Source organism: Rhodococcus huquni (assembly GCF_055231055.1).
Genome location: NZ_JBUYWE010000005.1, coordinates 145,843 through 171,582, shown reverse-complemented (window position 1 = coordinate 171,582; position 25,740 = coordinate 145,843). Strand labels below are relative to the sequence as shown.

Genomic DNA, 25,740 nt, shown 5'->3' with positions numbered 1-25,740 from the left:
GTCTACCATCCGCAGGCACGGCCGCACGCGCGGCAACACTTTCGAGACGAGGTAGCACCAGTGGCGTGGAGTACCCGTGAGATCGCCGAACTCGCCGGCACGAGTCTGCGGGCGGTACGGCACTACCACGACGTCGGCCTGCTCGACGAGCCCGAACGTACGTCGAACGGCTACAAGCAATACGGAGCCGCCCACCTCGTCCGGGTGCTGCGCATCAAGCGTCTGACCGACCTCGGGTTCTCCCTCTCCCAGATCGCCGACATGGGTGATGCCGACGACCACCCCGAGGAAGCGTTACGAGAACTCGATACCGAGCTCGCCGCGACCATCGAACGTCTCAAGCGCACCCGTGTCGAACTAGGAATCATCCTGGGCAAGTCGATACGGGCCGACCTGCCTCCAGAGCTGGCCTCAGCTGCGGCCGATGCGACGATCTCGGAGGCGGACCGGTCGTTTCTCGTCGTCATGGCGCGGGTACTGGGCCCTTCTGGCATAACGAGCTACGCCGAGATGCTGGAGCAGCTGCCTTCCGACCCGGGGACCACCGAGTTCGATCACCTCGCCGCCGACGCCGACGAGGACACACGCGAGGGCTTGGCGCAGCGACTCACCCCGTACGTTCGTGCACTGCACACCGCACATCCCGGCCTGCGAGCCGAACGCTCCGACGGCCCACTCAGCCCGAGACTGACCACCCAGACCGTCGGCAAAGCAATGAAAGATCTGTACAACCCCGCCCAGATCGATGTTCTGGTGCGAGTGCACGAACACCTCGACCTGCCTGAACCCAGCTGATTCGCGCGGGCGATCGCTGACGTGACGGTCGACGTCAGGAGCAATCGCCAGGCTCACCGATTTTCACTACGGACAGCACGGCGTCGCCCTCGCCGATCAAATCGCCGGCGGCAGGGTGCTGTTCGACAACCACCCAGTTTCGGTCCATGACCTGCATCCGACCAGCCCCCGTGGCATCCTCACTGCGCGAGAAGAACACCCCTGCAGCTTGGATGCGATCCTGAGCGGCCTGAAGGTTGGTGCACGTGACGTCCGGCATGGGAACAGGCGTTGCAGTCGTCGTTCCGGCTGGCGTCTCACTCGCGGCGACGGCGTTGTTCGCTACCGACGGTGGCGTCGTAGCTGCGGCGGTCGCCGATGCCTGGACAGTCACCGTTTTCGTTGTCGAATCCGCGCTGTTCGGCGACCCGCAACCGGCTACTGCCACAAGCGCGGCCGCTGCCACTGCCGCCCCCACAATGACGATTCGTTTCACTCTTCACTCCTTGACGTGCTGCAGCCGCATTGCCGCAGATCAATCATTCATCGACGGCGTCGGCCAGCGCGTTACAGCAGGTCGCACCAGGTCAACCGCGTGTGCCGTGACACGAAACGAGCGCGCAGGGGTTCGCGATGAGCGAGATTTCTTCCGAACTGCGTCACCGGACTGTGGACAGTCAACGGACCCTTCGGCGGTATCCGACTTCCGACGGTGCCAGGTTCGCAGCCTGTCGTGGCCCCACGCTGGTAACCATGAGCCGGTCCAGGTCGACCGGGCGGATCGGAGTCGCCAACGTATATCCGAACACAGCCGCCCGGATCGCTGATCGCATCAGCCAGGACGGTTCGGGTAGTGCGTGAACTGCCCGGAGTTCTTTCGGAGCGATTGCAGAGATGATGGATTCTGCGTGGCGGCGTAAGCGCGGCGGGAGGACACGGTCGCCGAAAGCCGCGATCAGGGATCGCGCGATGTCGCGCCCCTCAGCAGTGGATGCGTACTCGCGCCGCTCGTAGTCTGCGGCCCACTGTTCCATCTGTCGGCGCGAGGCCGGTAGGCCATCGAGATGCTGAAGCTCGGCAACCGATAGCCAGAATCGCCAGTGCGCCTCCAGTTCCGACTCGGAGAACGGCGAAAAGCCCTGGGAAGAGGTGATGCGGTGTGGGTCGAGGGCAAGCGTCGAGAGTGTGTACAGCGAGTCGTCGCTACGCAGTGGGAAGTGAGAGTGAATATCGTTCAGCCGCTCGATCCACGCGAGACCCGTCGGTGAAGTGGGGCCATGGTCGAGAAGACGACCGAAGAAGAGCAGGGTGTCGTCGTTACGGTCGACGGGGAACTGCAGGATGTCACCGGTTCCTCGGCGGTGAAGGATTCGAGCCATCGTCGGGACCGCGACCTGTTTCATGAACGCGACAGTGAACAGTGCGTAGGTGAGCAGGGGGCTGCCATGTAGCACTACCAATGAGAGCCTTGCTATTTCATCGGCGTCGTCGACCGGATCCAGTCGACGGATGTGTCGGGTCACCACATATCCGGGGCGGAGTTTCACAGCATGGGCTCCAATCGGACGACTGCGCGGCCACCGAGGTCGACCTGTATTCGTGCACGGCCTTTTTCGTCGGCTGTGGCGCAGGCGTCCCGAGAGCCTTTCGTGCGGTAGGTGCCGAAGGGTGTGAGCCGTTCGACGATCAATGTGACCCTTCGAGGCGAAGCACCCGGATACAGGACAAGGTCGAGTGCGGCTCCATCGGTGACTGCCCGTGCCACGAGAACCTCCGGATACGCCACCTCGGCGAGCTGAGGACCGGACAGCCATCGAGCCGGAAGGCCGCCCCCGATGAGGTCGCGGTTGACGGACGGCCGCGCGAATCGCGCCATCAGGGAGTACAGGTTTCCCTGAGTGGACAGATCGCCGTAGTGAGCAACACCCGCGTTGCGTTCGACGGTCTGCTTCGTATCGACGTAACGAAATGCGCTGTCGGCAATGTCGTCAGATCCCATCTCGCGAGCAGTCAACGACAGGAAGACGTTCGCGAAGGAGTCGCTACCGAACGAGTAATCCCCCACATCGCACCGGTTCGCGGCAGTGCGTGGCAAGAGGTACCTCTCCCCGTCGAACTTCAGCGAGTTACGTTGAGTCAGCCACCATGTCCGCTGCGCATGGCCGGGAAGGAAGGCATTCATCCAGTAGGTGGTCGGAAGGCTCACTCCCTCACTCGCCCAAATGTTCCACGACAATCCCAACGTTTCGTTACGGACTCCGATCAACTTGCCGTCGGGCCGCTGGAACTCGTCCTCGTAGCTCCGCAAGATGGACTCACTCAGCTCAGCAAAGTAGTCGGTGTGATGCAGCCGGTCGTGCAGAATCAGGGTGTTGACTCCAAAGCTGTTGCATACCGGATATATCCAACGGGGCTCGCAGGAGTACAGGGTGAAAGGCGATCGGATCATATTCCGGTGAACCGATTCGGCGACACTGTGAAAGTCGTGCCGATACTGTTCGTCATCCGACCACGTGTAGGTGAGCCCGCCCGCGCGAGAGAACCTGGCGTCTCCGAAGCTCTCGTACATTCCGACCGCCACGCCCTGCCAGCCGGTCAGCATCACATTGTCCTTGTTGAGCACCGGGTCTCGCCCCAATGACATTCTTCCCCAAGCATTCTCCCGCGCCCAGTATCCCCACACCTTCCGATCACCCATTTTCAGAATGGCATTTTCCTGCGCCTCGGCAAGGTACCCGGAGAACGCCGGCGTACGGGTGTACCGAAACATCGACAGCGCATACCCGAGAATGCTTAGCTGGTAGCGGAGCGCCGCCTCCCGGTACTGGTCTCGGCGATCGAAGCCAATGAACTCCGGAAGGGGTTGCAACGCAAGATCCAACGCGAATCGAAAATGCTCCAGGTCGCGGATCGACGCTTCCTCGACCGGAGGCCCGGGCGACGACGGGACTGCCGACTCGAAGAACTCCACACTCGACAATTCGTCGTTGAGCTCCACCGCCGTCGCACACTGACGTCGATAGCGAAATGCATGAACACACAGCGCGAGCAGTGCGGTGACCGGAACGACTCCGGCCGTCACCGCCACACCTACTACCGAGAGATGCCCGTGAGGGTGGGTGAACGAAGCCTCGACGAGCACAGCGATCCACACGATGACGGGCGCGACGAAGGCACCGATCATCCACCACAGCAACAACGCGAGTGCGAACGCACCGAGCGCCAGACCAGCGTGGACTGCATTGCCCGCCGCGAGGTGTCCCCCACCTGGCAGAAGCAGACCCATCGCCGCAACTGCACTTCGCCCGTCCCCGAAGGCGGCAATGCACACAGCGAGGACCCACACGAACGAGTACACCGCTCCTACGCGCAACAATTTCGATCTCGTCACCGGGGAAATCAGAGGCGGCGAAGTCGGCAGTGGTCGCGCGCGCACCATCCGCCCCTGACGATCGGCCAGTTCGTTCACTGCGCCACACCCACGAACTGGGCATCATCGGCGCCGACGATACGTCGAGCAGCGGGAGGCATCGACCGAGTCTGGGGGTCCGCACGCCCAGGCCGCGCAGCCGTCAACACACTCCTCAGCGCCACCATCAGGAGAAGCGGAATCACGCAACACAGCATCGAACACTCCCATTCGAAACTAGAACGTACCAGTTTCACTAACGGTAAATCAGAATGTAAAGCCGGTCAATGGGAGCTACTCGAACCCTCGGGAACCAGCCGGTGCCGTCCGGTGACACGATGGGCGCATGGGAGTGCCAGCCGACCAGACCGAACGACCCTACGGCGGTGAGAGCGCGTCGAACCGCCGTCTCGCGCGGCGCCGACGGCTGATGGATTCAGTGTTGGACATCGTCGGCGAGCACGGAATCGCCAATCTGAACGTTGGAATCATCTGCGGGCGAGCATCGGTGTCCAAACGCCATTTCTACGAAAGCTTCGACAATCTCGACGACCTCACCGGACAAACCTTGACCGATGTACTCGACGGAGTGTTCACACAGATCGGTGGAGCATCCGACGAGAGCGTGACGCTCGCCGACGACGCAGGCACCATCGAAGCTGCGGTGCGTGCAGTACTCACTGCATTCGACGACGCCCGAGCGGCCCGGTTGTACCTGGAAGCGCCCGGAAACGCCGGGCTCCGTCGGGCCCGCGACAATGCGGTCGATCGCCTCGTCGAGCAGTTTCTGCTCGCCCTCACCGCAGAGCAGTCCGCATCACCTCGCGCACATCTCATCGCGCGCGTTCTCGTCGCCGGCACAACCGAAGTCGTAGCACTTTGGTTACAGGGCGACCTGAAATTGACGCGAGAGGAAGTCGTGGCGCCCCTCGTCACACTCGGCGTCGACTCGCTGGCTCGAATCCGCCAGTCGGACGATCAGTAGGGACTTGTGACGTTCTGTGACACCGAGCGGGTTCTCGGCAATGATTCCCATAAGTATAAAACCGAAAAACCGCTGTTCAACAGCGATTTTTGATGGAGCCCCCTGTCAGGATTGAACTGACGACCTTTCGCTTACAAGGCGAGTGCTCTACCACTGAGCTAAGGAGGCGTGTTGTAGCGCGCCCAGCATATCGAATGGCTCAATCCGAACGGCGCCCGCCCGCATTGGCTAGCGTTGACGCCATGAGCACATCGGAGATCGCAACCGTTCTGGCATGGCACGACGCCCTCAACTCGGGCGACGTCGACACACTGCTCTCGTTGTCGAGCGACGACGTCGAAGTGGGCGGCCCCAAAGGCGCCGCCCAGGGCCTGGAGCCCTTGCGTGAGTGGGCATCGAGTGCGGGCATCACGCTGAAGCCCGGGAAGATGTACGTCCACGACGGTGTTGTGGTGGTCGAGCAGGAGGCCAGTTGGGCGTCCGACCCGGGCACGACACATAATGTGGCGTCGGCGTTCCGGGTCGTCCACGACCAGGTGACATCGACCTTCCGACACGACACCCTCGAGGCGGCTCTGGCCGCCACCGATCTGACCGAAAAGGACCTCGTCTGAGTTGCGTATGGCTGACCTAACCGGGCTTCTGAACCGCCTCGCGGGTACCCGTCGCGCCACGATCGATACGGTCACGTCTGCACCGGCACCGCTGCAGCCGATCGACCTGACCGATGACGCACGAGTCACCGAGGTTCTCGACCTCGCCGTTCGTGTCGGCGAGGTGTTGTTGGCATCCGGCACCGCCGCGATGGACGTTGCCGATCAGGTTCAGTTCATCGCGGCAACCTACGGCCTCGCGCAATGCGATGTGGACGTCACCTACAACTCGATAGTCCTCTCCGCCTACCGCGGGCCGACCCTGCCCCCGGCGAGCACGATGCGCATCGTGCACTACCGGTCGATGGACTTCACCCGGTTGGCTGCGGTCGATCGGTTGACCCGCCGCATTCGCCGCGACGCAATCATGCCGAGCATCGCGCACGAGGCGCTCACCGCTGTCACCACTGCCCCGCACCCCTACAACAGGTGGACGGCAACGCTGGCGTGGGCGGCCATGGCGGCGTCCATCTCGGTACTCCTCGGTGGTGGGCTGCTCATCGCATCCGTGGCCTTCCTGACCACGATGGTCATCGACCGTGTGAATCGGGTACTCAACCGCTTCAAGTTGCCGTTCTTCTTTCAGCAGTTCGTCGGCGGCACCGTAGCGGCGACACCTGCCGCAACGCTCTACACCTTCCAGGACCAATTGGGCATCGACATCGCGCCCTCACAGATCATTGCGGCCGGTGTGGTGGTGCTGCTGTCCGGCCTCTCACTGGTCGGTTCGGTGCAGGACGCCATCATGGGGGCACCCATCACTGCGTCTGCCCGCTTCTTCGAAGTCGTGATGATGACCGGCGGGATCATCGCCGGTGTCGCGATGTCGCTACGACTGACCGGTGCGGCCGGATCCACGCTCCCGCCGATCAACGTGGAGATCGGCACCCTGGCGCGCGTCCCGATCTTCATCCTGGCCGGCGCATTCGCGTCACTGTTCTATGCGCTGGCCTGCTACGCGGAGCGGCGAGCTCTTACGGCGGCCTGGGCAGGCGGTCTGGTCGGTGCCATCGTCTATGTGATCACCACGAAGTTGGAGATCGGCCCGGTCATGGGTTCGGCCATCGCCGCCACGGTGGTCGGCCTCGCCGGTGGTCTGATGGCGCGTCGCGCGCTCACGCCACCTCTCGTCGTCGCCGTCGCGGGCATCACGCCACTGCTCCCGGGCCTGTCGCTGTACCGCGGCCTGTACGCCCTCCTCAACGACGAGCCGATCGTCGGACTGGGCGCACTGCTGTCCGCGTTCGGTATCGGCTGCGCACTTGCCGCCGGAGTCACCCTCGGTGAGTGGATCGCCCGCTCGCTGCGTCGGCCCCGCATCCTTCGACATCAGGATGCGATCCGCCGCCCCACCTTCAAGCGGCGTCGAACGCCTTCGCCGGGCACCGATGGAAAGCCAGGCGCAACTGCCGAGAAGGGCACCGCAGCAGCCTGACACGAATACGAGTCAGGGCAGGGATCATGTGATCCCTGCCCTGATTCGTATGTCGAGCGAAGAGCTGGTGTCAGCTCTTCTCCACGCTGTGGCGGCCGCCGGACTTCTCGTCGGCCTCCATGGCTTCACGCAGGCTCTTCGGCCGCATGTCGGTCCAGTTCTTCTCTACGTACTCGAGGCATGCAGCACGGCTCTCCTCGCCGAAAACCACGCGCCAGCCGGCGGGCACCTCCGAAAAGGTGGGCCAGAGTGAATGCTGCTCTTCGTCGTTGACCAGCACGTAGAAGCGGCCGTCTTCGTCATCGAAAGGATTAGTGCTCATCTCGCCTCGCTTGTCACGTACGTGTCCTGTGATGTCACAGTAGCAAGCGTGTCCTTCTGGTCACGCCGGGTCAGTACCGAATTCAGAATATCCCCTGCCCGCACGGCGACATTCGACAAGAGGGACGACGTGAGTCCGTGCGTAGTCTCGGTACCGCCCTGAAGATAGATTCCCCCTGATACGTCCGGGGAAACCGCCAATCGATAATCGCGGCTCACAATCGGTGCTTTTCCCTCCTCAGGGGCGAGATCTCCGAGAATCGCATCGAGCGGCGTCGGCGTGAAACCGGTCGCCAGGACGACTGCGTCGCAGGTGAGCGTGTCGGTGAGCCCATCGATAGTGCTGTGGACCCCCACCTCGATGCCGCTTTCGGTTTCCTTGGCGTCGATGATCTCCGATGCGCGCCGCATGAACAGTCGACGCCGCCCGCGCACCATTTCCTGATATTCGGTCGAGTAGAGCTCGTTGATCAGATCGAGATCGACAACGGAGTAATTGGTGCTGCGATGCAGTTCCATAATTCGGCGGCGCTCTTCGACGGAAGCACCGTGCAGTTCGTCGACGGCCTCCGGATCGAAGATTCGATTGGCGTACGGGCTGTCGTCCGCTGGGCTGTATCCGTACCGAGCGAAGACGCTGTGCACTTCGGCCTGCGGGTAGTTGCTGTGGAGGTATTGAACGATCTCCGCCGCACTCTGGCCGGCACCGAGGACCACGAACCGCTGGTGAACGGGTTCCGGCATCTCCTCGAGATGGAACAGGAACTTGTGATTGTGGAAGCAACGCTTCGAGCGGGTCGCCCACTCCGGAACGCGCTCGCGCAAACCGGCGGCCACCACCACGTTGCGCGCGAGGAGGCGTTGACCGTCGTCCGTCGTGACCTCGAAAAGGTCCACATTGCCGTCGTCGCCACGGACGCCACGCACCTGCTCGACACTCGTGCCGTACTGCACGTCGGCGTCCACCCGCTGGGCCGCCCACTGCAGGTAGTCGTTGAACTCGTGCCGGGTCGGGAAGAACGTCTGGTGATTCACGAAATCGACGAGACGGCCGCGATCGAACAGGTAAGAGAAGAACGTGAAACGGCTTGTCGGGTTGCGGAAGGTGACGAGATCCTTGGGGAACGCGATCTGCATCGTCGCACCGTCCAACAACATGCCGGGATGCCAGGCGAACGAGTCCTGGCGTTCGAAGAACTGGGCAGAAAGTCGCTCACCGGGTGCACAGCTCTCGTTGTACTCCTCGACGGCAATTGCCAGTGCCAGGTTGGCAGGACCGAACCCGATTCCGACGATGTCGCGGACCTCGCAGCCGTCGACTGCTGCGTGCGGCGATTCATTCATGTGCTCGTCGTCCATCCCCGATAGCGAGCGAACAACCTCGGTCGAGTTCGCTGCTGCCGTATGCGTTCCGAAAAGATAGTGAAGCCTATCCTCACCCAAGGAAGAGTAGCAACGTCCAGCCTCGCCCTCGGCGCCTCGTGCGCTTCCATCACTGCGATCTGCGTCACCGTGAATCGCCCCCGTCCGCGACCGCGGCGCGTAGTTCGCACACCAAGTCGTCCGCCCACCCACGCACGGTATCGACGCCCAGGACGTCCGTGGCGAACGAGAAGTGAGCAGGAACGGGGCCCTCCCCCACCGGCTCGTAGAAGCTGAACGTGAGATCCGAGAACGGGACTCCCGCCGGAACCGGCCAGAAAGTTCCCAGCGGCCCGAGGTCACCGAACTGCGCCTGCTGGTGGTGAACCATCAGAATCTGCGGGCGCAGCATCTCACCGCCGCCGACCGCCTCGACAATCTCGGCGAACGGCACATCCTGATGCTCGAGCGCGCGCAAGTTGTTCTCTCGTATGTTCGACAGCAGGTCTGCCGTCGACGGTGATCCACTCACGTCGGTTCGGAGGATCGTCGTGTCGAAGAAACATCCGACGAGACCTTCCAAACGCGGGTCGTCTCGGCCGGCGACGAGCGAACCGATCGGAATATCTTCGCCCGCACCACTCTTGGACAGCATCTTCGCGAACGCCGCTTGCAACACCATGAACATGCTCGTGCTCGTCGCCTGCGCCAGACCGTCGATGCCGCGATGAAGATCGGCATCGATCTCGATCGGCACTGTCTCGGCTCGACGCTCCCCCTCGTCCGGTGACGGGAGTTCGAGTCGGAGTGGCATATCCGCCAATCGTTCCTGCCAGTAGTCGAGCTGTCGGGCGCGAACACTGTTCTCGTCTCCGCTCTCGAGAACGGCGCGAGCGTGCACGACGTAGTCCGGGTACGTCACCGGCAGCGGAACCCACTCGGGTTCATGGCCGGCAAGACGCGCGCCGTAGGCACCGAGCAGGTCCTCCAGCAACGGCACCACCGACCATTCGTCCACTGCCAGGTAATGCATGACCAGCAGCAGCACCTGCTCGCCGTCCGAATCGGACACGAGATGGACCCGAAGTGGCGCCTGCTCCGTCGGATCCATCGGCCGCTGCGCGAGATCGAACACCGTGCGGTGCAGGTCCCCATCCATCACGTCCTCGAGTTCGAGAACGGGACGAACCGCCTCCTGCGCGACGACGACACCGTCCGTCTCTACATAGATGGTCCGCAACGGTTCATGTCGAGACGAGACATCGTCGAGTGCCAGTGCGAGTGCCTCCGGAACCACGCGATCGGTCAGAGTCAGCGCGAGAGCATGATTTGCCGTGGCTCCGGAACCTTTCGCGCGCAACCGATTCCACTGCGTCAGCTGTGGACCGGACAGTGGCAGCGTCTCGGGACGAGTCGTCGGCATCAGAGCGGGCCGGTCCGAATTTCCACCCGCGTCGACGATCTCGGCAAGCCGTGCAACGGTCGGGGCGTCGAACACGTCCCGAATCCCGATGCTCACTCCGAACCTTTCGCGCACCCGAGCGACCAAGCGCATCGACGCCATCGAATGCCCGCCGAGATCGAAGAAGTCGTCGTGTGTTCCGACGGTCGGGAGGTACAGGATGTCGGCGAACTCCGCCGCGAGCACCCGCTCCGTTTCCGTCCGTGGCACTCCGTCACCCGCAAGCTCCGCCCAGTTCGGCACCGGCAAAGCCTTCCGATCCAACTTGCCGTTCGGCGTCAGCGGCAACGAGCCCTCCAGCACGATCACCATGGCCGGAACCATGTAGTCGGGCAGAGTCTCCGCCACGAAGTCGCGAACGGCTGTCGGATCGACATCGCAGGACTGCGACGGCGTCACGTATCCGACGATACGAACGATCCCACTTTCCCGATCCGCGACCACAGCAGCTTGATTCACCGACTCGTGCCCACTCAGTGCAGCAACGATCTCGCCCGGCTCGATACGGAACCCACGAATCTTGATTTGCTCGTCGACGCGGCCGAGAAAGTCGATGTTGCCGTCACGCCGCCATCGGGCGCGATCGCCTGTCCGATACATACGTCCGGTTTTGAACGGATTCGCCACGAATCGACTCACCGTCAGGTCCGGACGCCCGAGGTAGCCACGCGCCAACCCTCTTCCGGAGATGTACAACTCGCCCGAGACTCCCGGAGGTACGGGCTGCAGCCTGGCGTCGAGAATGTACGCCTGCTCGTTGGGGTCCGGGATCCCGATCGGCACCGCCTCGTTCCAGCCCGGCTGCGCCTGCCACAGCGTGTTGTTGACAGTGGCTTCGGTGAGCCCGTAAGCGGCAAGAAGATTCAGGCGCTCCGCCCACCGTCCGATCAATTCGGGCGGAACCGTCTCGGTGCCGACCAGCACCGTGCAACCGTCCGGTACGACACACCCGGGCGGCAATGCCGCCAGCAGCGACGGCGGAATGATGGCATGCGTGACGCCGTGATGCGCCATGAAGTCCGTCAGCTCCGGTCCGGCGACACGCGCCTCGTCCGGAACGACCACCAGTCGCGAGCCGGTGCACAGAGCCATCGAGAGCTCGAACACCACGACATCGAACCCCACAGAGGCGAACTGCATGACCACCGATCCTCGAACGAGGCGCATGCGCTCCTCGGCGGTCGCCACCAGGCTGGGAATTCCGTCGTGAGTGAGGACTACGCCCTTCGGCTTCCCCGTCGACCCGGACGTGTAGATGACGTACGCCGCATGATCGAGCCCGGTCGGCTCGACGGGCAGGTCGCCAGCCGATGTCGCAGACAGTTCCGCTTCGACGGCCGGGTCGTCGAGCAGTACCCGAGTCGTGCCCGCCACGTCGTCGATTCGCGAATCCGTCGCACTCGTCGTCAACAACAGCCGCGCACGGGAATCCTGGAGCATGTAGTCGATGCGCTCGCGCGGATGGTTCAGATCCAGCGGCAGATACGCGGCGCCGAGCCGGGACACCGCCAGCACGGCGGCCACGAACTCCGCGGAACGTGGCACAGCCAGTGCCACAGTGTCTTCCGCGACGACGCCGCGCTCGTCGAGAACGGCGGCGATCCGGTCGGCCCGATCGGAGAGCTCCGCATAGGTCAGCTCGCCGTCGGCGTCCACCACTGCGATTGCAGTCGGCGTGGACAGCACCTGCCGTGTGAAGGCCTGGTGGAACGTCTCCTCCGGAACCTCGTGATCGGTGTCGTTGAATGCCGTCAGGACCACGTCACGCTCCTGCGGCAAGAAGACGTCCACGTCGCCGACACGCATTGTTGCGTTCGCCGCAACGGCATCCAGGAGACGGGACTGCCGGGCCGAGATGGCTTCTGCCGTCGCGCGATCGAACAGGTCCGATCCGTATTCGAGGCGCAGTTCCACACGCCCGACACCGTCATCGCTCGGCAGATACTCGGTGAAATTGAAGACCAGATCGAACTTTGCGGTGTGCTCGTCCACGGACAGTGGGGTGAAGGTGCTCGTCGTTTCCGCCTGGCGCGTGTGGTGGCCGACCATCACTTGAAACAGCGGATTGCGCGACAGCGTCCGAGGTGGGTTGATCTTCTCCACAACCGATTCGAACGGGATGTCCGCGTGCGAGAACGCGGCGAGGTCGATGTCGCGCACGCGCTCGACCAGTTCGCCGAACGTCGGGTTTCCCGATACGTCCGTACGCAAGACGACGGTGTTGACGAAGAAGCCGACCAGATCGTCGAGGCCGTCCTCTGCCCGACCTGCGACCGGCGCACCGAGTGGCAGGTCCTCCCCCGCGCCGAGTCGATGCAGCAAAGCTGCTGCGGCGGCGTGCAAGACCATGAACATGCTGGCACCCGAGACGCGGGCGAGTTCACGCAGCGCGGTCGTCGTCTCGTCGGTGAGCACAGTGGTGACGGCACCGCCGGCGAACGTGGGCCGCGCAGGCCTGCTCCGATCGGTAGGCAACATCAGTTCGTCAGGTGCGCCGTCCAATACGCGCGCCCAGTATCCGAGCTGTTCGTGAGCAACACTGCCGGCGTCGTCCGGGTCGCCGAGAAGGTCTCGCTGCCACAGCGTGTAGTCCGCGTACTGAACGGCAAGCGGAGACCACGCCGGCGGCGCTCCCTGGGCCCGAGCCGCATATGCGGTCATCAGGTCGCGGGTGAACGGCCGGTCGGACCACTCGTCCGTTGCGATGTGATGCAGAACGATCGCGAGGATCTGGCCACCACCGGCAACGTCGATCACCGTGGCGCGCACCGGAATGTCGCGTGAGAGGTCGAACGGCCTGCCGACCGCCGCGCGCACCGACTCCGCGATGCCGTGCTCGTCGGTCTCGACGAGCGTCACCTCGGGTCGGGCCTCGTCCAGGATCACCTGGACGGGTTCACCATCTCGGTCGTGGAACACCGTACGCAGGGATTCGTGTCTCGACACCACGTCGGCGAGGGCCTTCGTGAAGATGTCGGGATCGAGCGCGGTACCCGTCCGGAAGACGATCGGGAAGTTGTATGCGGCAGAGCTTCCCTCCATCTGCTGAATCAGCCACAGACGACGCTGCGCCGGCGACAACGGGACGACTTCGGGACGCGGACTCGCAACCAGCGCGGGACGTGTCGACACCGCGGATTCCGAGACGCGAGCGGCGAGTTCGCGCACCGTCGGCGTCTCGAACAGATCCCGCATCGCGAGTTCGGCGGACAAAACCGTTCTTGCCCTGCTGACGAGCTTCGTCGCCAACAGGGAATGCCCACCGAGATCGAAGAAGTTATCGGTCACTCCCGGGGCCGGAATGTCGAGGACGTCCGCGAACAAGTCGGCCAGCGCCTTCTCGGTCGGATTCGCAGGTTCCACCCGATCCGCCCCGCCGCTGCCGAGAACCGACGACGCCGACGGCAGCGCCTTGACGTCGAGTTTTCCGTTCACTGTCACGGGCAGCGAATCCACCTCGACGACGGCCGCGGGCACCATGTAGTCCGGCAGGAGGCCACGCAGGGCCCGTGCGCGGTCGACGAGTCCAGGGACTCGCTCGTCACTCACAGGTACGACGTACGCGATCAGCCGCTTGAATCCGCCCGGGCCTTCGGCGGCAACGACGGCAGCCTGCTTCACATCGTCGAGCGATTCGAGGACGGACGTGACCTCGCCGAGCTCGATTCGGTGGCCACGAATCTTCACCTGATCGTCGGTTCGCCCGAGGAAGTCGAAACTGCCGTCGTCCCGCCGGCGAACAAGATCGCCCGTCCGATACATACGTACGGACGGTGTGAACGGATCTGCAACGAATCGTTCGGCAGTGAGACCCGGGCGATTCAGGTAGCCACGAGCCAATCCTGTTCCGGAGATGTACAACTCGCCCTGTACGCCGTCGGGGATCGGACGCAACCAGGCGTCAAGCACGTATGCCTCGGTGTTCCAGATCGGCTTACCGACCGTCGGCGTCGCACTGTCGCCGGTACCCGCTCCGAGCGTGTTGATCGTGTACTCGGTCGGCCCGTACAGGTTGTAACCACACGTTCCCTCGGTGTCGCGCAGACGATTCCACACCGAATCGGACACGGCCTCGCCGCCGAGCAGCACGAGAGGTGGACGATGGGCGCCGGCACCGCCGTCCAGCAACCCCTCCTCCAAGAGGTGCTGCGCGTAGGTGGGTGTCACGTTGACGACGTCGATCGCGTGCTCGTTGCAGTACGCCACCAACTCTTCGGCATCGCGGCGCAGACTCTCGTCGCAGATGTGGACCTCGTGTCCTTCCACGAGCCACAACAGTTCTTCCCACGACATGTCGAAGGCAAAGGACACGGTGTGCGCGATTCGCAACCGGCGTTGTCCGGCATCGCGAATCACCGGTTCGAAGATCGCTTCCCGGTGATTGAACTGCATGTTGGTCAAGCCGCGGTAGGCGGTCACCACGCCCTTCGGCCTACCCGTCGACCCTGACGTGTAGATGACGTATGCCGGATGATCGAGTCGGCCGGGAGTGCCCGGAGCGAAAGCTCCCAGTTCTTCCTCGGACAGTTGGGATTTCGGTAGCGAACGCCAGTCCTCGCGGTCGAGCAGCACCGTCTCGACTGCCACGTCGACAAGGGTTCCCGCGACCTCGGAGGTGGTCAACAGCAGCACCGGTCGTGCGTCGTCGATCATTCCGGCGAGCCGGTCGACGGGGTGATCCAGTTCCAGTGGCAGGTACGCGGAACCCGAACGCAGGACCGCGAACAATGCCACCACCATCTCGAGAGTCCGCGGCAGACCGAGCGCCACGATCTTCTCGGGCCCGGCACCACGGGCGAGCAACATCCGCGCCATTGCGTTGATATCGGCGTCCAGTTCCGCGTAGGTCATGGAACGGTCGCCGAACACCAGGGCGGTCTCGTCGGGACGCAGGAGGGCAACATCACCGAACAGATCCGCAATCGTGCTCTCCGGCAACGGGTGGGAGTTGTCCGCGACCTTTGGCAGCGCAGGCACCGGTGCTCGAGCCACCGAACCAGCGGTGGACAGCGCCCATTCTTCGAGCAGGTCCAGGAAGTGCGCGAGCATGGATTCGACCCGGTCCTCGCCGATGACCTCCGGATGGAACTCGAACTTGATCCGCACGGAGGTACCCGGCGTGACCACCACGGTCAGCGGATAGTGAGTGTGATCGATGCTGTCGCCGTCACTGATGTCGTGCGCTGCGTTGAGCGCCGACACCTGATTCTCGTCGACGAAGTTCTGCAGCACGTACAGCACGTCGAAGAGTGTGCGGTGCTGCGAGACACGCTGGATCGAGGCAAGACCGAGGTAGTCGTACTGCCCCAGTGTCAGTCTGTCCGCCTGGGTCCGTCGCATCAGTTCTGCTGCGGACTCGTCCGGCCGCAGCGTGACGCGTACCGGAACCGTATTCAGGAACATTCCGGTCACGGCGTCGATACCCGGAACCTCCGGCGGGCGGCCCGCCACGGTGGTGCCGAACACGACGTCCTGGCGTCCGGTGGCCGTCGCGATCGTCACGGCCAGTGCGGCATTGAGCACCGCGTTGAACGTGACACCGGCGTCGCGAGCCGCCCCGCGTAGCCGCTCGCTCAGGTCAGCGGAGAGCACCGAATCCCGGCGCTGGGGCAACTGCGGCTCGCCCTTCATCGAATTCCCCAGCAAAGTCGGCTCGTCGAGCCCGTTCAGGGCCTGCGACCATGCGGTCTCCGCTGAACCTTGGTCCCGCGTGGCCAACCACCGCAGGTAGTCCTCGAACGTCCCCTCCGGCGTCCCGTAGCCGGTGTCGTCACCGCCGGACTCGTACAGCGCCAGCAGCGCACTGACGACGAGCCCGTTCGACCAGCCGTCCCACAACAGGAACTGACGGTTGATCACCAACCGATCCTGCTCGTCGCCGAGCCGCAGCAACATCGCGCGCCACAGCGGCGGCGTCGTCAGGTCGAACGGCGTGATTCGATCCTCGGCGCTCAACCGAGCCGCCTGCTCTTCCTTTGCAGAGTCGTCGAGATCTCGCAGGTCGTGTTCCACCACCGGCACATCGAGACCGGCACCGATGAACTGCACCGGTTCCGGCAGACCCGCCGATACAAATCCGGCACGCAACATCGGATTTCGTCGTGTCAACGTCCTCAGTGCAGCGTGCAGGCGATCGACGTCGAGACTGTGCCCGAAGTCGAGCGAGAACTGTGCGGTGTAGATGTCCTTACCCGCATCGAGATTCGCCTGGAAGTACAACCCTTCCTGCAGCGGCGACAGCGGCAGGATCGTGTCGACGCCACTCGGGCTCGCCTCGACGATCCGGTCGATCTCGGCCTGCCCCAGCCCGGTCAGCACAACGTCGGACGGGGTGAGCAGCGCCGGTCCTTCGTGCTCGGCTGCCGCCTGCGCGAGTGCACGCAGAGCATCCACCCAGCCGTCGCTCAGCGCAGCCACGTCCGCTTCGTCCAGGTCGTCCGACCACGCGAACACCGCACGCAACTCCGAACCGGCTTCCCCGTCCTCGCACACCGCATTGATCACCAGGCGGTACGGGCCTCCCAGGTCCCCGTCCGGATCGGTTGCCATCGCGTCTGATTCGGGAGCAGGCGTCCATACGCCTTCGCCCGAGACAGGGGTGCGACCCAGATAGTTGAACAGCACCTGAGACTCCGCGCCCCCGTTCAGAGCGGCAGCGGTACGCGCGTTGGAGTAGCGGAGCATCCCGTAGCCGATGCCACCGTCGGGCGCAGCGCGAAGTTGTTCCTTCACGGACTTGAATGCCGTCACGGCCTCGGAATCGTCGTGAAGGCGGACCGGTGCAACGCTCGTGAACCAGCCGACGGTGCGCGACAGGTCCACCCCGTTGGCAAGCTCTTCACGGCCGTGCCGCTCGAGATCGACCAGCAGATCACCGCTGCGTCCCTTCGATGCGAACCATCTGCCGACCGACAGCCGAAGCGCAGTGAGCAGGACATCGGTGACGTCGGCATTCGCGATCGCCGGAACGGCAGTGAGGACAGCGGCCGTGGTCGCCGCATCCACGGTGACGGTGCGGCGGTCGCCGCCACCGACCGACGCGTATCCCACCGATTCGGGAATCAGTTCGGCCCCGGGAGCAATTGTCTTCTTCCACAGGTCGAGTTCCGCTATACGTGAAGAACTCTGGGCCTCGAGCGCGACGATGCGTGAATAGGACCTCACCGACGTACCCACCGGATCCAGCGCCGCCGCTTCACCGTTCGCGGCAGCGACAGCCGTTATCGCCAGATCCTCGAGCAGGATCCGCCAGGACACCCCGTCGATCACCAGGTGATGCGCAACGAGCAGCAGACGACCTTCATCGTGGCCGGCGTCGAACCACACTGCAGACAACATCAGCCCGGCGTCCGGATCGAGCCGGTCGGTCGCCGCGTTCGACTCGGTCGCGATCAGCTCGCGCAGAGCAGGTTCGGCCAGTCCCTCGATGTCGACTCGGCGAACCGCAACCTCGGCGTGCTCATCGATCTCGAGCGACCACATCCCCTGACCGTGACGGGTGAGGCGCTGACGCAATCCGTCGTGGTGCGCAACGACTGCAGCGACGGCCGTCGAGATCGCATCGTGGGTCACGATCGGCGTGCGTAGCAGGGCGGCCTGGTTGAAGCGATTCTTTCGGCCGCTCCACTCGGAAAGGCGGTGCACCACCGGCAACGGCAACAACTCGCCGACAGCAGGCTCCGTCGGGATCTCCGCCGCGACCGGAATATCGCCGACCAACCGCGCGAGCGCAGCGGGAGTCCGCTGCTCGAAGATCTGCCGCGGTGTGATGGTGATGCCTTCACGTCGTGCGAGATTGACCAATCGGATTGCGAGAATGCTGTCTCCGCCGAGGGCGAAGAAGTCGTCGTTCGCACTCACCGATTCGAGGCCGAGAATTTCGGCGTAATGCCGGACGAGGACTGCTCCCGCGCCGTCGATGACCCCCGCTGCAGTACTTCCACCGCGGCCGTGAATCTCAGGAGCAGGCAACGCCTTGCGATCGAGCTTGCCGCTGGGGCTCAGCGGAAGCTCGTCGAGGACCACGAAGGCTGCCGGAATCATGAATTCGGGCAGCGCGGCAGACAGCCGAGTGCCGACCTCGGCGAGGTCCGGGGTTCCGACGAGATAACCCACCAACTGTTGCTGCCCCGGACGATCCGACCGCACGAGCGCAGCAGCCTGCTTCACTCCCGGGCACTGAGCGAGCTGGGCCTCGATCTCCCCGAGTTCGATGCGGAATCCGCGCAGCTTCACCTGGAAATCGGAACGGCCGAGGTACTCGATCGCACCGTCGTCGTTCCAGCGGACGAGGTCTCCTGTCCGGTACATACGACCGCTACCGGCCCCGAACGGATCTGCCACGAAACGCTCACCCGTGACAGCAGGTCGATGAAGGTAACCGCGTGCCAATTGCGGCCCGGCCAGGTATAGCTCACCAGACAATCCCTGCGGCACCGGCTGGAGATATCGGTCGAGAACGTAGAGCCCGGTCTCGAATGCGGCCGTTCCGATCGGGACGGAGGGAGCGTCGGCGGGCACGCGTTGCGCCCCGGCCTGACGGGTGACTTCCACCGAGGCCTCGGTGGGGCCGTACATGTTGTCGACCTCCACGTCGGGCAACACCTCCGCGACGCGGCGTGCCACATGCACAGGCAGTGCCTCACCGCTGCAGTTGATCACCTGCAGACTCGTGCACTGCGACGCAGTCGACTCGGCGAGGAACGCTTCGAGCATCGACGGCACGAAGTGGGTACGGGTGACGGACTCACGCCGAATGAGAGCGGACAGGTACTCGGGGTCCTTGTGTCCCTCCGGCTTGGCCACGACCAGAGTGGCCCCAGCGATCAACGGGCCGAAGAACTCCGGAACCGACACGTCGAAACTCGACGGCGTCTTCTGAAGCACACGATCCGTCGTCTCGAGCGGGCGGATCGTCTGCATCCACGCGAGCCGATTCGCCACACCCTCGTGCGGAACCACCACACCCTTGGGACGCCCGGTCGAGCCGGAGGTGTAGATGACGTACACCGGATCACCGGGTCGGACATCGACATGGGCTGGTTCGGACGAATAGGTCTGCAGCACTTCACGGTCGACGGCGACCACAGGCGTGGTCGTCTCTGGCAGCGGCGTCGTACCGTCGGTGAGTACGCACACCGGTGCCGCGTCGTCGAGCATGTAGGCGAGGCGATCGGCCGGATATCCGCTGTCGAGCGGAAGGTAGGCGCCGCCTGCTTTGACCACCGCCAGTATTGCCACGATCAACTCGACCGATCGTGGCAGCGCGATTCCCACGATCGACTCTGCTTTCACGCCGCGCTCGATCAGCAGGTGGGACAACCGATTCGCCTCGCGGTGCAGCTGCGCATAGCCGAGCTGTTCGTCACCGAACACCACAGCGATTTCGTCGGGAGTACGCGCCACCTGCGCCTCCAGCAGCGCCGTCACCGTCCTCGCGGCCGGCACGGTGACCGGCGCTTTCGGGACCCCTCCCACATCTGTGTGTGGAACCAGCGCAACCTGAGCGACGCACCGATCCATGTCCTCCGTCAAGGCAGTCAGGTACTCGACGAGACCGTGCGCCACACGCTGCGCCGTCGCCGAATCGACACGCGCTGCATCGTATTTCAGGTCGAAGACGAGCGAGTCACCCGGCACCACGATCAGGGTCAGCGGGTACGCCGGATTCTCCTCGAACTCGATACCGGTGATCTGGACCGTGCCCGACGGATCGGAAATGCCGCCGTCGCCGATCGGGTAGTTCTCGAACACCACCAGCGTCTCGAACAGATCCTTCAAACCCGCGACCCGACGCAATTCGGGCAGGCCGAGGTACTGGTGATCGAGCAGATTCGACTGCTCGTCCTGCCAGCGCGTCAGCACTTCGGAAACCTTCTCCGCTGCCCCGAACCGGATTCGGCTCGGCACGGTGTTGATGAACAAACCGACCATGCCCTCGATGCCTGGTAGGTCACCGCCGCGTCCGGAGACCGTCGAACCGAAAGTCACGTCTTCTGATCCGGCGATCCGACCGAGCAGCAGCCCCCATGTGCCGTGCACGACGGTGCTCAGTGTCAACCCGCGCGAACGGGCAGCCGTCATCAGCTCACTTGTCGTCACGGCAGGCAGCTGTACGCGCACGCTGCCGGTTTCTCCGCCGGCCGTTCCCATACCCGGCAGTTCGAGCCGTTCGGGCGAATCGGCCAGCGCCTGCCGCCAGACGTCGTGCGACACCGCTCTGTCACGGGTGCTCAACCACTCCAGGTACGACCGATATGCGGTGGCCGGAGGCAACGGCGATTCGCCGACTTCCGCGCCGTAGTGCGCCATCAACTCGCGCAGCATGACTGGGACCGACCAACCGTCGGCGACTATGTGATGGACGGACTGCAGGAGAACGGACTTCTGCTCGCCGACTCGTGCCAACGTGTACCGCAGGAGCGGGGGTCGTTCGAAGTCGAAGCCGCGCTCTCGATCTCTGCTCAGTACTTTCCGGATCTCTGCGTCCGCGTCCGCAGAGTCACTGAAATCGACCACGTCGAAGGGGACCTGCGCAGCGCCGTACACGGCCTGCATGACAGTTCCGTCCGACAGCGTCTTCAGCCCCGTACGAAGCGCGGCGTGCCGGTCGACGACCGCCTGCACACCCGTACGCAGTGCATGTGCATCCACGCGGCCGGTCAGCTCGATGATCTGTTGCACCACATACGGGTCCGTGTGACGCGACTCGAATACCGACTGGAAGTGGATGCCCTCCTGAAGCGGAGTCAGCGGAAGAAGGTCCACGACGCCGGAGTCCAGCGTGTCGAGGTCCTGCTGCGACACGGCAACCAGAGGGAAGTCCGAGGGAGTCGAGCCGCCGTACCGATCGGTCTTCGCCAGCTCCTTCAGGATTGAGGTCCACTCACGACCGAAGCCTTCGACCGACTCACGATCGAGGACACCGGACGCCCAGGAGATGGTGGTGCGCAAGACCGATCCGTAGTCACCTTCGACGGCGATCACGTCGATCGTCAGCGGATGAGTAAGTGGCATGCTCGGATCACCGGCGCCGCCCATGTCCACCGGAAGCCAATCCGTGTCGTCGGTTCCGGCCACCCGGCCGAGATAGTTGAACAGGACCTGCGGCGTCACCGCCAGTTCGTCTCGGCCGCCGAGGAACCGGAGCGCGCCGTATCCGAAACCGGCATTCGGCGTGCGGCGCAGTTGCTCCTTCACGGTCTTCACCGCTCCGGCGAGACCGTGGGTGGAAGCAAGAGCGTCCGTACCGGTATCGATCGCCACCGGGTAGACAGTCGTGAACCACCCCACCGTCCGCGACAGATCGATGTCGGGCTCGCCCGGCCCACGGACCAGGTGATCCTCGCGGCCGTGGCCCTCCAGATCCACGAGCACGGGGCCCCCACCGCCCTGCCACCGCTGCATCGCTGCGGAGAGCGCGGTGAGCAGTACGTCGTTGACGTGCGCGTGGAACGCTGCGGGGACCGACGACAGGAGTGGGCCGACGAACTCGGCGGGTAGCGTCAGCTCGAGTGATTCCGCGGTCGCCGTGGTGTCGATCTCCGAGCTCAATGGGCGGGATCCCAAGCGCGGCAGCGACGCCGAGGCGAGTTCCCGCCAGTGTGGCAATTCTCCGTCGAAAGCTCCTGCGGCCACCCGTTCGGTCACCCGCTGTGTCCAACGCCGAAAAGATGTTCCGACCGGCGCGAGTTCGGGCTCCGCACCAGTCATCGCGGCGATGCCTGCGCGTGCCAGGTCTTCGACGATCACGCGCCACGAGACGCCGTCGACCACGAGGTGGTGGCCGACGATCAGAAGCCTTCCTGGCCTCCCCTCCAGCCGGAACAGGACGGCTCGAACCATCACGGCCTGGTCGGGGTCCAGTGCCTCCACGGCCGCGACCCCGCCACTGCGCAGCGACTTCTCGTCGAGGGCGGCAACTTCGATCTCGCGAACCAGGTTCGTCGTCTCCGACTTTGCGGGCGGCACCTCGAGGGTCCACCGGTCTCCACGTACCAACGTGGATCGAAGCGCATCGTGTCGCTCCACGACTGCCGCCAAAGCGGTGTGCGCATGGTCGATCGTGAATTCCGCCGGGACTTTCAGAAGTACCGACTGATGGAAACCGGATATCGCGCCATCCGAGGTCTCCTGCACCCTCGTGATGATCGGAGTGGGTGCGGTCTCGCCGACAGCGATGTCGTGCTCGTCGATGTGCGCCTCGGCTCGATCGAGTTGCGCCTGCGCGATCGCCTCGGCCGTTCGCAACTGAAACACTTCGCGCGGAGTGATCGAAACGCCCTTCGACCGTGCGTGATTGACGAGCTGGATGGCCACGATACTGTCGCCGCCGAGCGCGAAGAAGTCGTCCGTCACGCCGACGGAATCGACCCCGAGGACCTCCGCCATCAGATCGCACACCAGCGCCTCGTCCGACGATCGCGGCGCCACGTTGTCGCCGCGATCTCCGAGATCGGGTTCGGGCAGAGCCCTGCGGTCCACCTTGCCGTTCGGCGTCAGCGGAAACTCGGGCAGAACCACGAACGCCGTCGGCACCATGTACTCGGGCAGCTTGGCCCGAGACCACGTGCGCAGTGATTCGACAGTGAGGTCGCGCGCGTCCTCTGCAACCACGTAGCCGGCGAGGTACTTGGCGCCCTGCGGTGTCCGGCGGACCACCACTGCGCTGCGGCGCACGTCGGGATGCGAGCCGACGCCGGCCTCCACATCCTCGAGTTCGAGACGCATGCCGCGAATCTTCACCTGATTGTCGGTGCGCCCCAAGAAGTCGAGGGTTCCGTCCGAAGCCCAGCGAGCGAGGTCACCGGTCCGATAGAGCCGGGCCCCGTCCGCGGAGAATGGGTTCGCCATAAAACGCGACGAAGTGAGGCCGGGCGCTCCCGTATAACCGCGACCGAGCAGGAATCCGCCCGCATACAGTTCGCCGCCCTGCCCCACCGGAACGGGTTGAAGGTTCGCGTCGAGGACGTAGAGCTGAGTGTTCGGGTTCGGCTTGCCGATCGAGGTCGCGATGCGTGCGGCATCGTCACGGTAGATCACATGGGACACACCGATGGTCGCTTCGGCCGGACCGTAGCCGTGATAGAGCGTTGTCGTCAGCTGGGAGCGGAATCGATCGAAGAGCCCAGGGGTGAGCACCTCGCCGCCACACCACACATGCTTCAGGCCGTCCAGTGCTTCGGTGCCGCGTGCCAATCCGAGCAGAACGTCCAGCATCGACGACACCAGGTACACGAACGTGACGCGCTCGCGCGCAATCAGATCGAGCAGATACTGAGCGTCGCGTTCGCCGTCGGGCTCCGCCACGATCAGACGGCCGCCCGAGATCAATGGCAGCAGTATCTCGTTCACCGAGATGTCGAATGCCAGAGGCGCCTTGAACAACGATGCATCGTTGACACCGAATCCGAGAATCTCGTCACGCTGCCACAGAAGCCGAGCACATACCGCCTCGTGGCGGATCATTGCCCCCTTCGGGCGCCCGGTGGAACCCGATGTGAAGATCACGTAGGCCAAACGTGAACCCTGCGCAGGGCCGTCCGGGAGCGCGGTCGAGAACTCCGAGTACGCCCAGTTCTCCAGGTCGGCGACAACAGTGCGCTCGTCCGGATCCACACCACCCGGGCCGGTCAGCACCAGGGTGGCGCCCGACTCGGCAAGCACCGCACCCCTGCGGTCCGCCGGCCACGACGGGTCGAGAGGTACGAACGCTCCTCCGGCCGCCATCGCTGCCAGGATCCCGATCACCATTTCGGGTGAGCGCGGAACGCCTATGGCGACAACACCTTCCGGACCGAGTCCGCGCTGCACGAAGACCTGCGCAAGTTGGGCAACTCGGTCACTCAGCTCCCGGTACGTCAGCCGGGTGTCGCCCGCGACCAGCGCCTCCGATTCCGGTGCTGCGGCCACCGAGGAAGCGAAGAGTTCGGAGACCGTGGTGGACACCTGCGGCGCACTGGTGTCGTTGAACTCATCGAGGATCAGACGTCGCTCGTCGCTCGTCAACGGGTCGAGGGTGCCGATAGTAGCCGCGGGCTGGGCGATGAACTGCGCGAGGAAGTGTTCCAGCCTGCGCTCGTGTTCGCCGAGTTCACGGTCGAGTCCGTGGGGAGCACGCAGATCGACACGGATCGGTACGCCGTCCTGACCCCCACGAATCGTGAAGTCGAGATCGTCGACCGGACCCGTCGCCGAGCTGTGCACGCTGGTCGTGGCGTCGCCCAGCGTCAGAGCGTGCTCGAACATCATGGAGTTGATCCCGGGCCCGAAGACCTGGCGGTCCGGGTCGATCTCCCGCACATCACGTGCGAGATCTTCGCCGCGATACCGACCGTGCCGCAGTACCGATACGAGCGCGGTGTCCAGCTTGGTGGCCAGCTCCGCGATGGTGAGAGTCGCGTCCACGCGAATGCGCAGCGGCAGAATCGTCGAGGCCATGCCCGGAATGCTGCGCATCTCGCGGCCGACACGGGCAGTCATCGGTAGCGACACCGTGAGATCTCGCTGGCCGGTTATCCGATGGATGTAGGCCACGAGTGCCGCGATGGGGAGCCTGGTTCGCCGGACGCCGGCGTCCTTCGCGAATGCGTACAGACGGTCGGCGTCGTCGCCCGAGATCTCGACGGTGGCCGCGACGGGCAGACCTTCCCCGCCCGGAGGCAGCAGGCGAGGCGGCTCGGCGCCGTCCATCACCTGCGCCAGCCAGAATCTGCGGTCGTCTTCGTATCGAGACGATTCCCGATACGTACGGTCGAGCTCCACGAGCCGACGCAGAGACCACAGGCCGGCGCCGCTGGACCCGTCGCTGCTCTCGTACCGTTCGACCGCATCGGCGACGAGGAGAGTGATCCCGTACCCGTCCATGACGCTGTGGTGGTAGCGCTGGAACCAGTAGACCTGCTCGTCGGCCGTTCGGAGCAGGACCTGACGGAACAGCGGTTCGCTCGCGTCCAATCCGGCGACGGTGAGCATGTCCCGGCTCATCCAATCGCGAGCAGCCGACTCGGGGTCGCCCTCGGCCCGAAGGTCGACGATCGTCAGATCCCAGGCATCCGTGCAGCTGGGCACCTGCACGAGGCCTGAGTTCTCGTCGTTCGTGAACTGAACGTGCAGGGATTCGGCGCTGTCGATCGTTGCGCGGATCGCCGATTCGACCCGACCGAGATCGACCGGTCCGGCGATCTCGACGACCAGCGACAGGTTGTAGGCGGGGCTGTCGCCGTGGAGCTGTTGCCCGACCCAGATCTCCGATTGCGCCGCGGTGGCGGGCAGTGCTGTGCGCAGCTCCGGAACAGCAGTTTCAGCGGAGGTCGAATGGTCCGGCGACATGTGAATCCG

Annotated in this window: 11 protein-coding genes and 1 tRNA gene; 4 read left to right on the top strand and 8 right to left on the bottom strand. The window is 64.4% G+C overall.

The window, feature by feature from the left end:
• Positions 1–60: 60 nt before the first annotated feature.
• On the top strand, positions 61–795 hold the full coding sequence (locus ACZI8R_RS11940; RefSeq protein ID WP_463379830.1) for a helix-turn-helix domain-containing protein: 735 nt from the start codon (positions 61–63) through the stop codon (positions 793–795).
• 34 nt (positions 796–829) lie between these two features.
• Here ACZI8R_RS11940 and ACZI8R_RS11935 read toward each other — a convergent pair whose 3' ends face one another.
• The 4 genes from ACZI8R_RS11935 to ACZI8R_RS11920 form a co-directional block, all read right to left on the bottom strand.
• The gene (locus ACZI8R_RS11935; protein WP_463379829.1) at positions 830–1,270 is read right to left on the bottom strand and encodes a PASTA domain-containing protein; all 441 of its coding nucleotides are present in this window, start codon (positions 1,268–1,270) and stop codon (positions 830–832) included.
• A 181-nt stretch (positions 1,271–1,451) separates the two neighbouring features.
• Positions 1,452–2,297: an oxygenase MpaB family protein gene (locus ACZI8R_RS11930; protein ID WP_463379828.1), complete on the bottom strand. Its 846-nt coding sequence runs from the start codon at positions 2,295–2,297 to the stop codon at positions 1,452–1,454.
• A 20-nt stretch (positions 2,298–2,317) separates the two neighbouring features.
• Complete coding sequence (locus ACZI8R_RS11925) at positions 2,318–4,165, bottom strand: linalool dehydratase/isomerase domain-containing protein (RefSeq protein ID WP_463379827.1); 1,848 nt, start codon at positions 4,163–4,165, stop codon at positions 2,318–2,320.
• Positions 4,166–4,239: 74 nt separating this feature from the next.
• Entirely contained in the window at positions 4,240–4,389 is a 150-nt protein-coding gene (locus ACZI8R_RS11920) for a hypothetical protein (protein ID WP_463379826.1), read from the bottom strand.
• A 140-nt stretch (positions 4,390–4,529) separates the two neighbouring features.
• Here ACZI8R_RS11920 and ACZI8R_RS11915 point away from each other — a divergent pair, with 140 nt between their 5' ends.
• Positions 4,530–5,168 carry a TetR/AcrR family transcriptional regulator gene (locus ACZI8R_RS11915; protein WP_463379825.1) on the top strand — a complete coding sequence of 213 codons (639 nt, stop codon included), beginning with the start codon at positions 4,530–4,532 and terminating at the stop codon, positions 5,166–5,168.
• A 93-nt stretch (positions 5,169–5,261) separates the two neighbouring features.
• Here the strand turns inward: ACZI8R_RS11915 and ACZI8R_RS11910 are convergent.
• Positions 5,262–5,336, bottom strand: a tRNA-Thr gene (locus ACZI8R_RS11910).
• Positions 5,337–5,410: 74 nt separating this feature from the next.
• Here ACZI8R_RS11910 and ACZI8R_RS11905 point away from each other — a divergent pair.
• Positions 5,411–5,782: a nuclear transport factor 2 family protein gene (locus ACZI8R_RS11905; RefSeq protein ID WP_463379824.1), complete on the top strand. Its 372-nt coding sequence runs from the start codon at positions 5,411–5,413 to the stop codon at positions 5,780–5,782.
• Positions 5,783–5,789: 7 nt separating this feature from the next.
• Positions 5,790–7,256 (top strand): threonine/serine exporter family protein, encoded by a 1,467-nt coding sequence (locus tag ACZI8R_RS11900; RefSeq protein ID WP_463379823.1) that lies wholly within the window; start codon positions 5,790–5,792, stop codon positions 7,254–7,256.
• Between the two features lie 70 nt (positions 7,257–7,326).
• Here the strand turns inward: ACZI8R_RS11900 and ACZI8R_RS11895 are convergent, their stop codons facing one another.
• The 3 genes from ACZI8R_RS11895 to ACZI8R_RS11885 form a co-directional block, all read right to left on the bottom strand.
• Complete coding sequence (locus ACZI8R_RS11895; RefSeq protein WP_378575657.1) at positions 7,327–7,578, bottom strand: MbtH family protein; 252 nt, start codon at positions 7,576–7,578, stop codon at positions 7,327–7,329.
• Positions 7,575–8,921 (bottom strand): lysine N(6)-hydroxylase/L-ornithine N(5)-oxygenase family protein, encoded by a 1,347-nt coding sequence (locus ACZI8R_RS11890; RefSeq protein ID WP_463379822.1) that lies wholly within the window; start codon positions 8,919–8,921, stop codon positions 7,575–7,577. The genes ACZI8R_RS11895 and ACZI8R_RS11890 overlap by 4 nt, the downstream gene beginning before the upstream one ends.
• 163 nt (positions 8,922–9,084) lie before the next feature.
• Positions 9,085–25,731 carry an amino acid adenylation domain-containing protein gene (locus tag ACZI8R_RS11885; protein ID WP_463379821.1) on the bottom strand — a complete coding sequence of 5,549 codons (16,647 nt, stop codon included), beginning with the start codon at positions 25,729–25,731 and terminating at the stop codon, positions 9,085–9,087.
• Positions 25,732–25,740: the final 9 nt, after the last annotated feature.

What these genes read in the sequence shown, in the direction of transcription:
- ACZI8R_RS11915 (WP_463379825.1), top strand. Translation starts at nt 4,530, where the DNA reads ATGGGAGTGCCAGCCGACCAGACCGAACGACCCTACGGCGGTGAGAGC.
- ACZI8R_RS11905 (WP_463379824.1), top strand. Translation starts at nt 5,411, where the DNA reads ATGAGCACATCGGAGATCGCAACCGTTCTGGCATGGCACGACGCCCTC.
- ACZI8R_RS11900 (WP_463379823.1), top strand. Translation starts at nt 5,790, where the DNA reads ATGGCTGACCTAACCGGGCTTCTGAACCGCCTCGCGGGTACCCGTCGC.
- ACZI8R_RS11895 (WP_378575657.1), bottom strand. Translation starts at nt 7,578, where the DNA reads ATGAGCACTAATCCTTTCGATGACGAAGACGGCCGCTTCTACGTGCTG.
- ACZI8R_RS11890 (WP_463379822.1), bottom strand. Translation starts at nt 8,921, where the DNA reads ATGAATGAATCGCCGCACGCAGCAGTCGACGGCTGCGAGGTCCGCGAC.
- ACZI8R_RS11885 (WP_463379821.1), bottom strand. Translation starts at nt 25,731, where the DNA reads ATGTCGCCGGACCATTCGACCTCCGCTGAAACTGCTGTTCCGGAGCTG.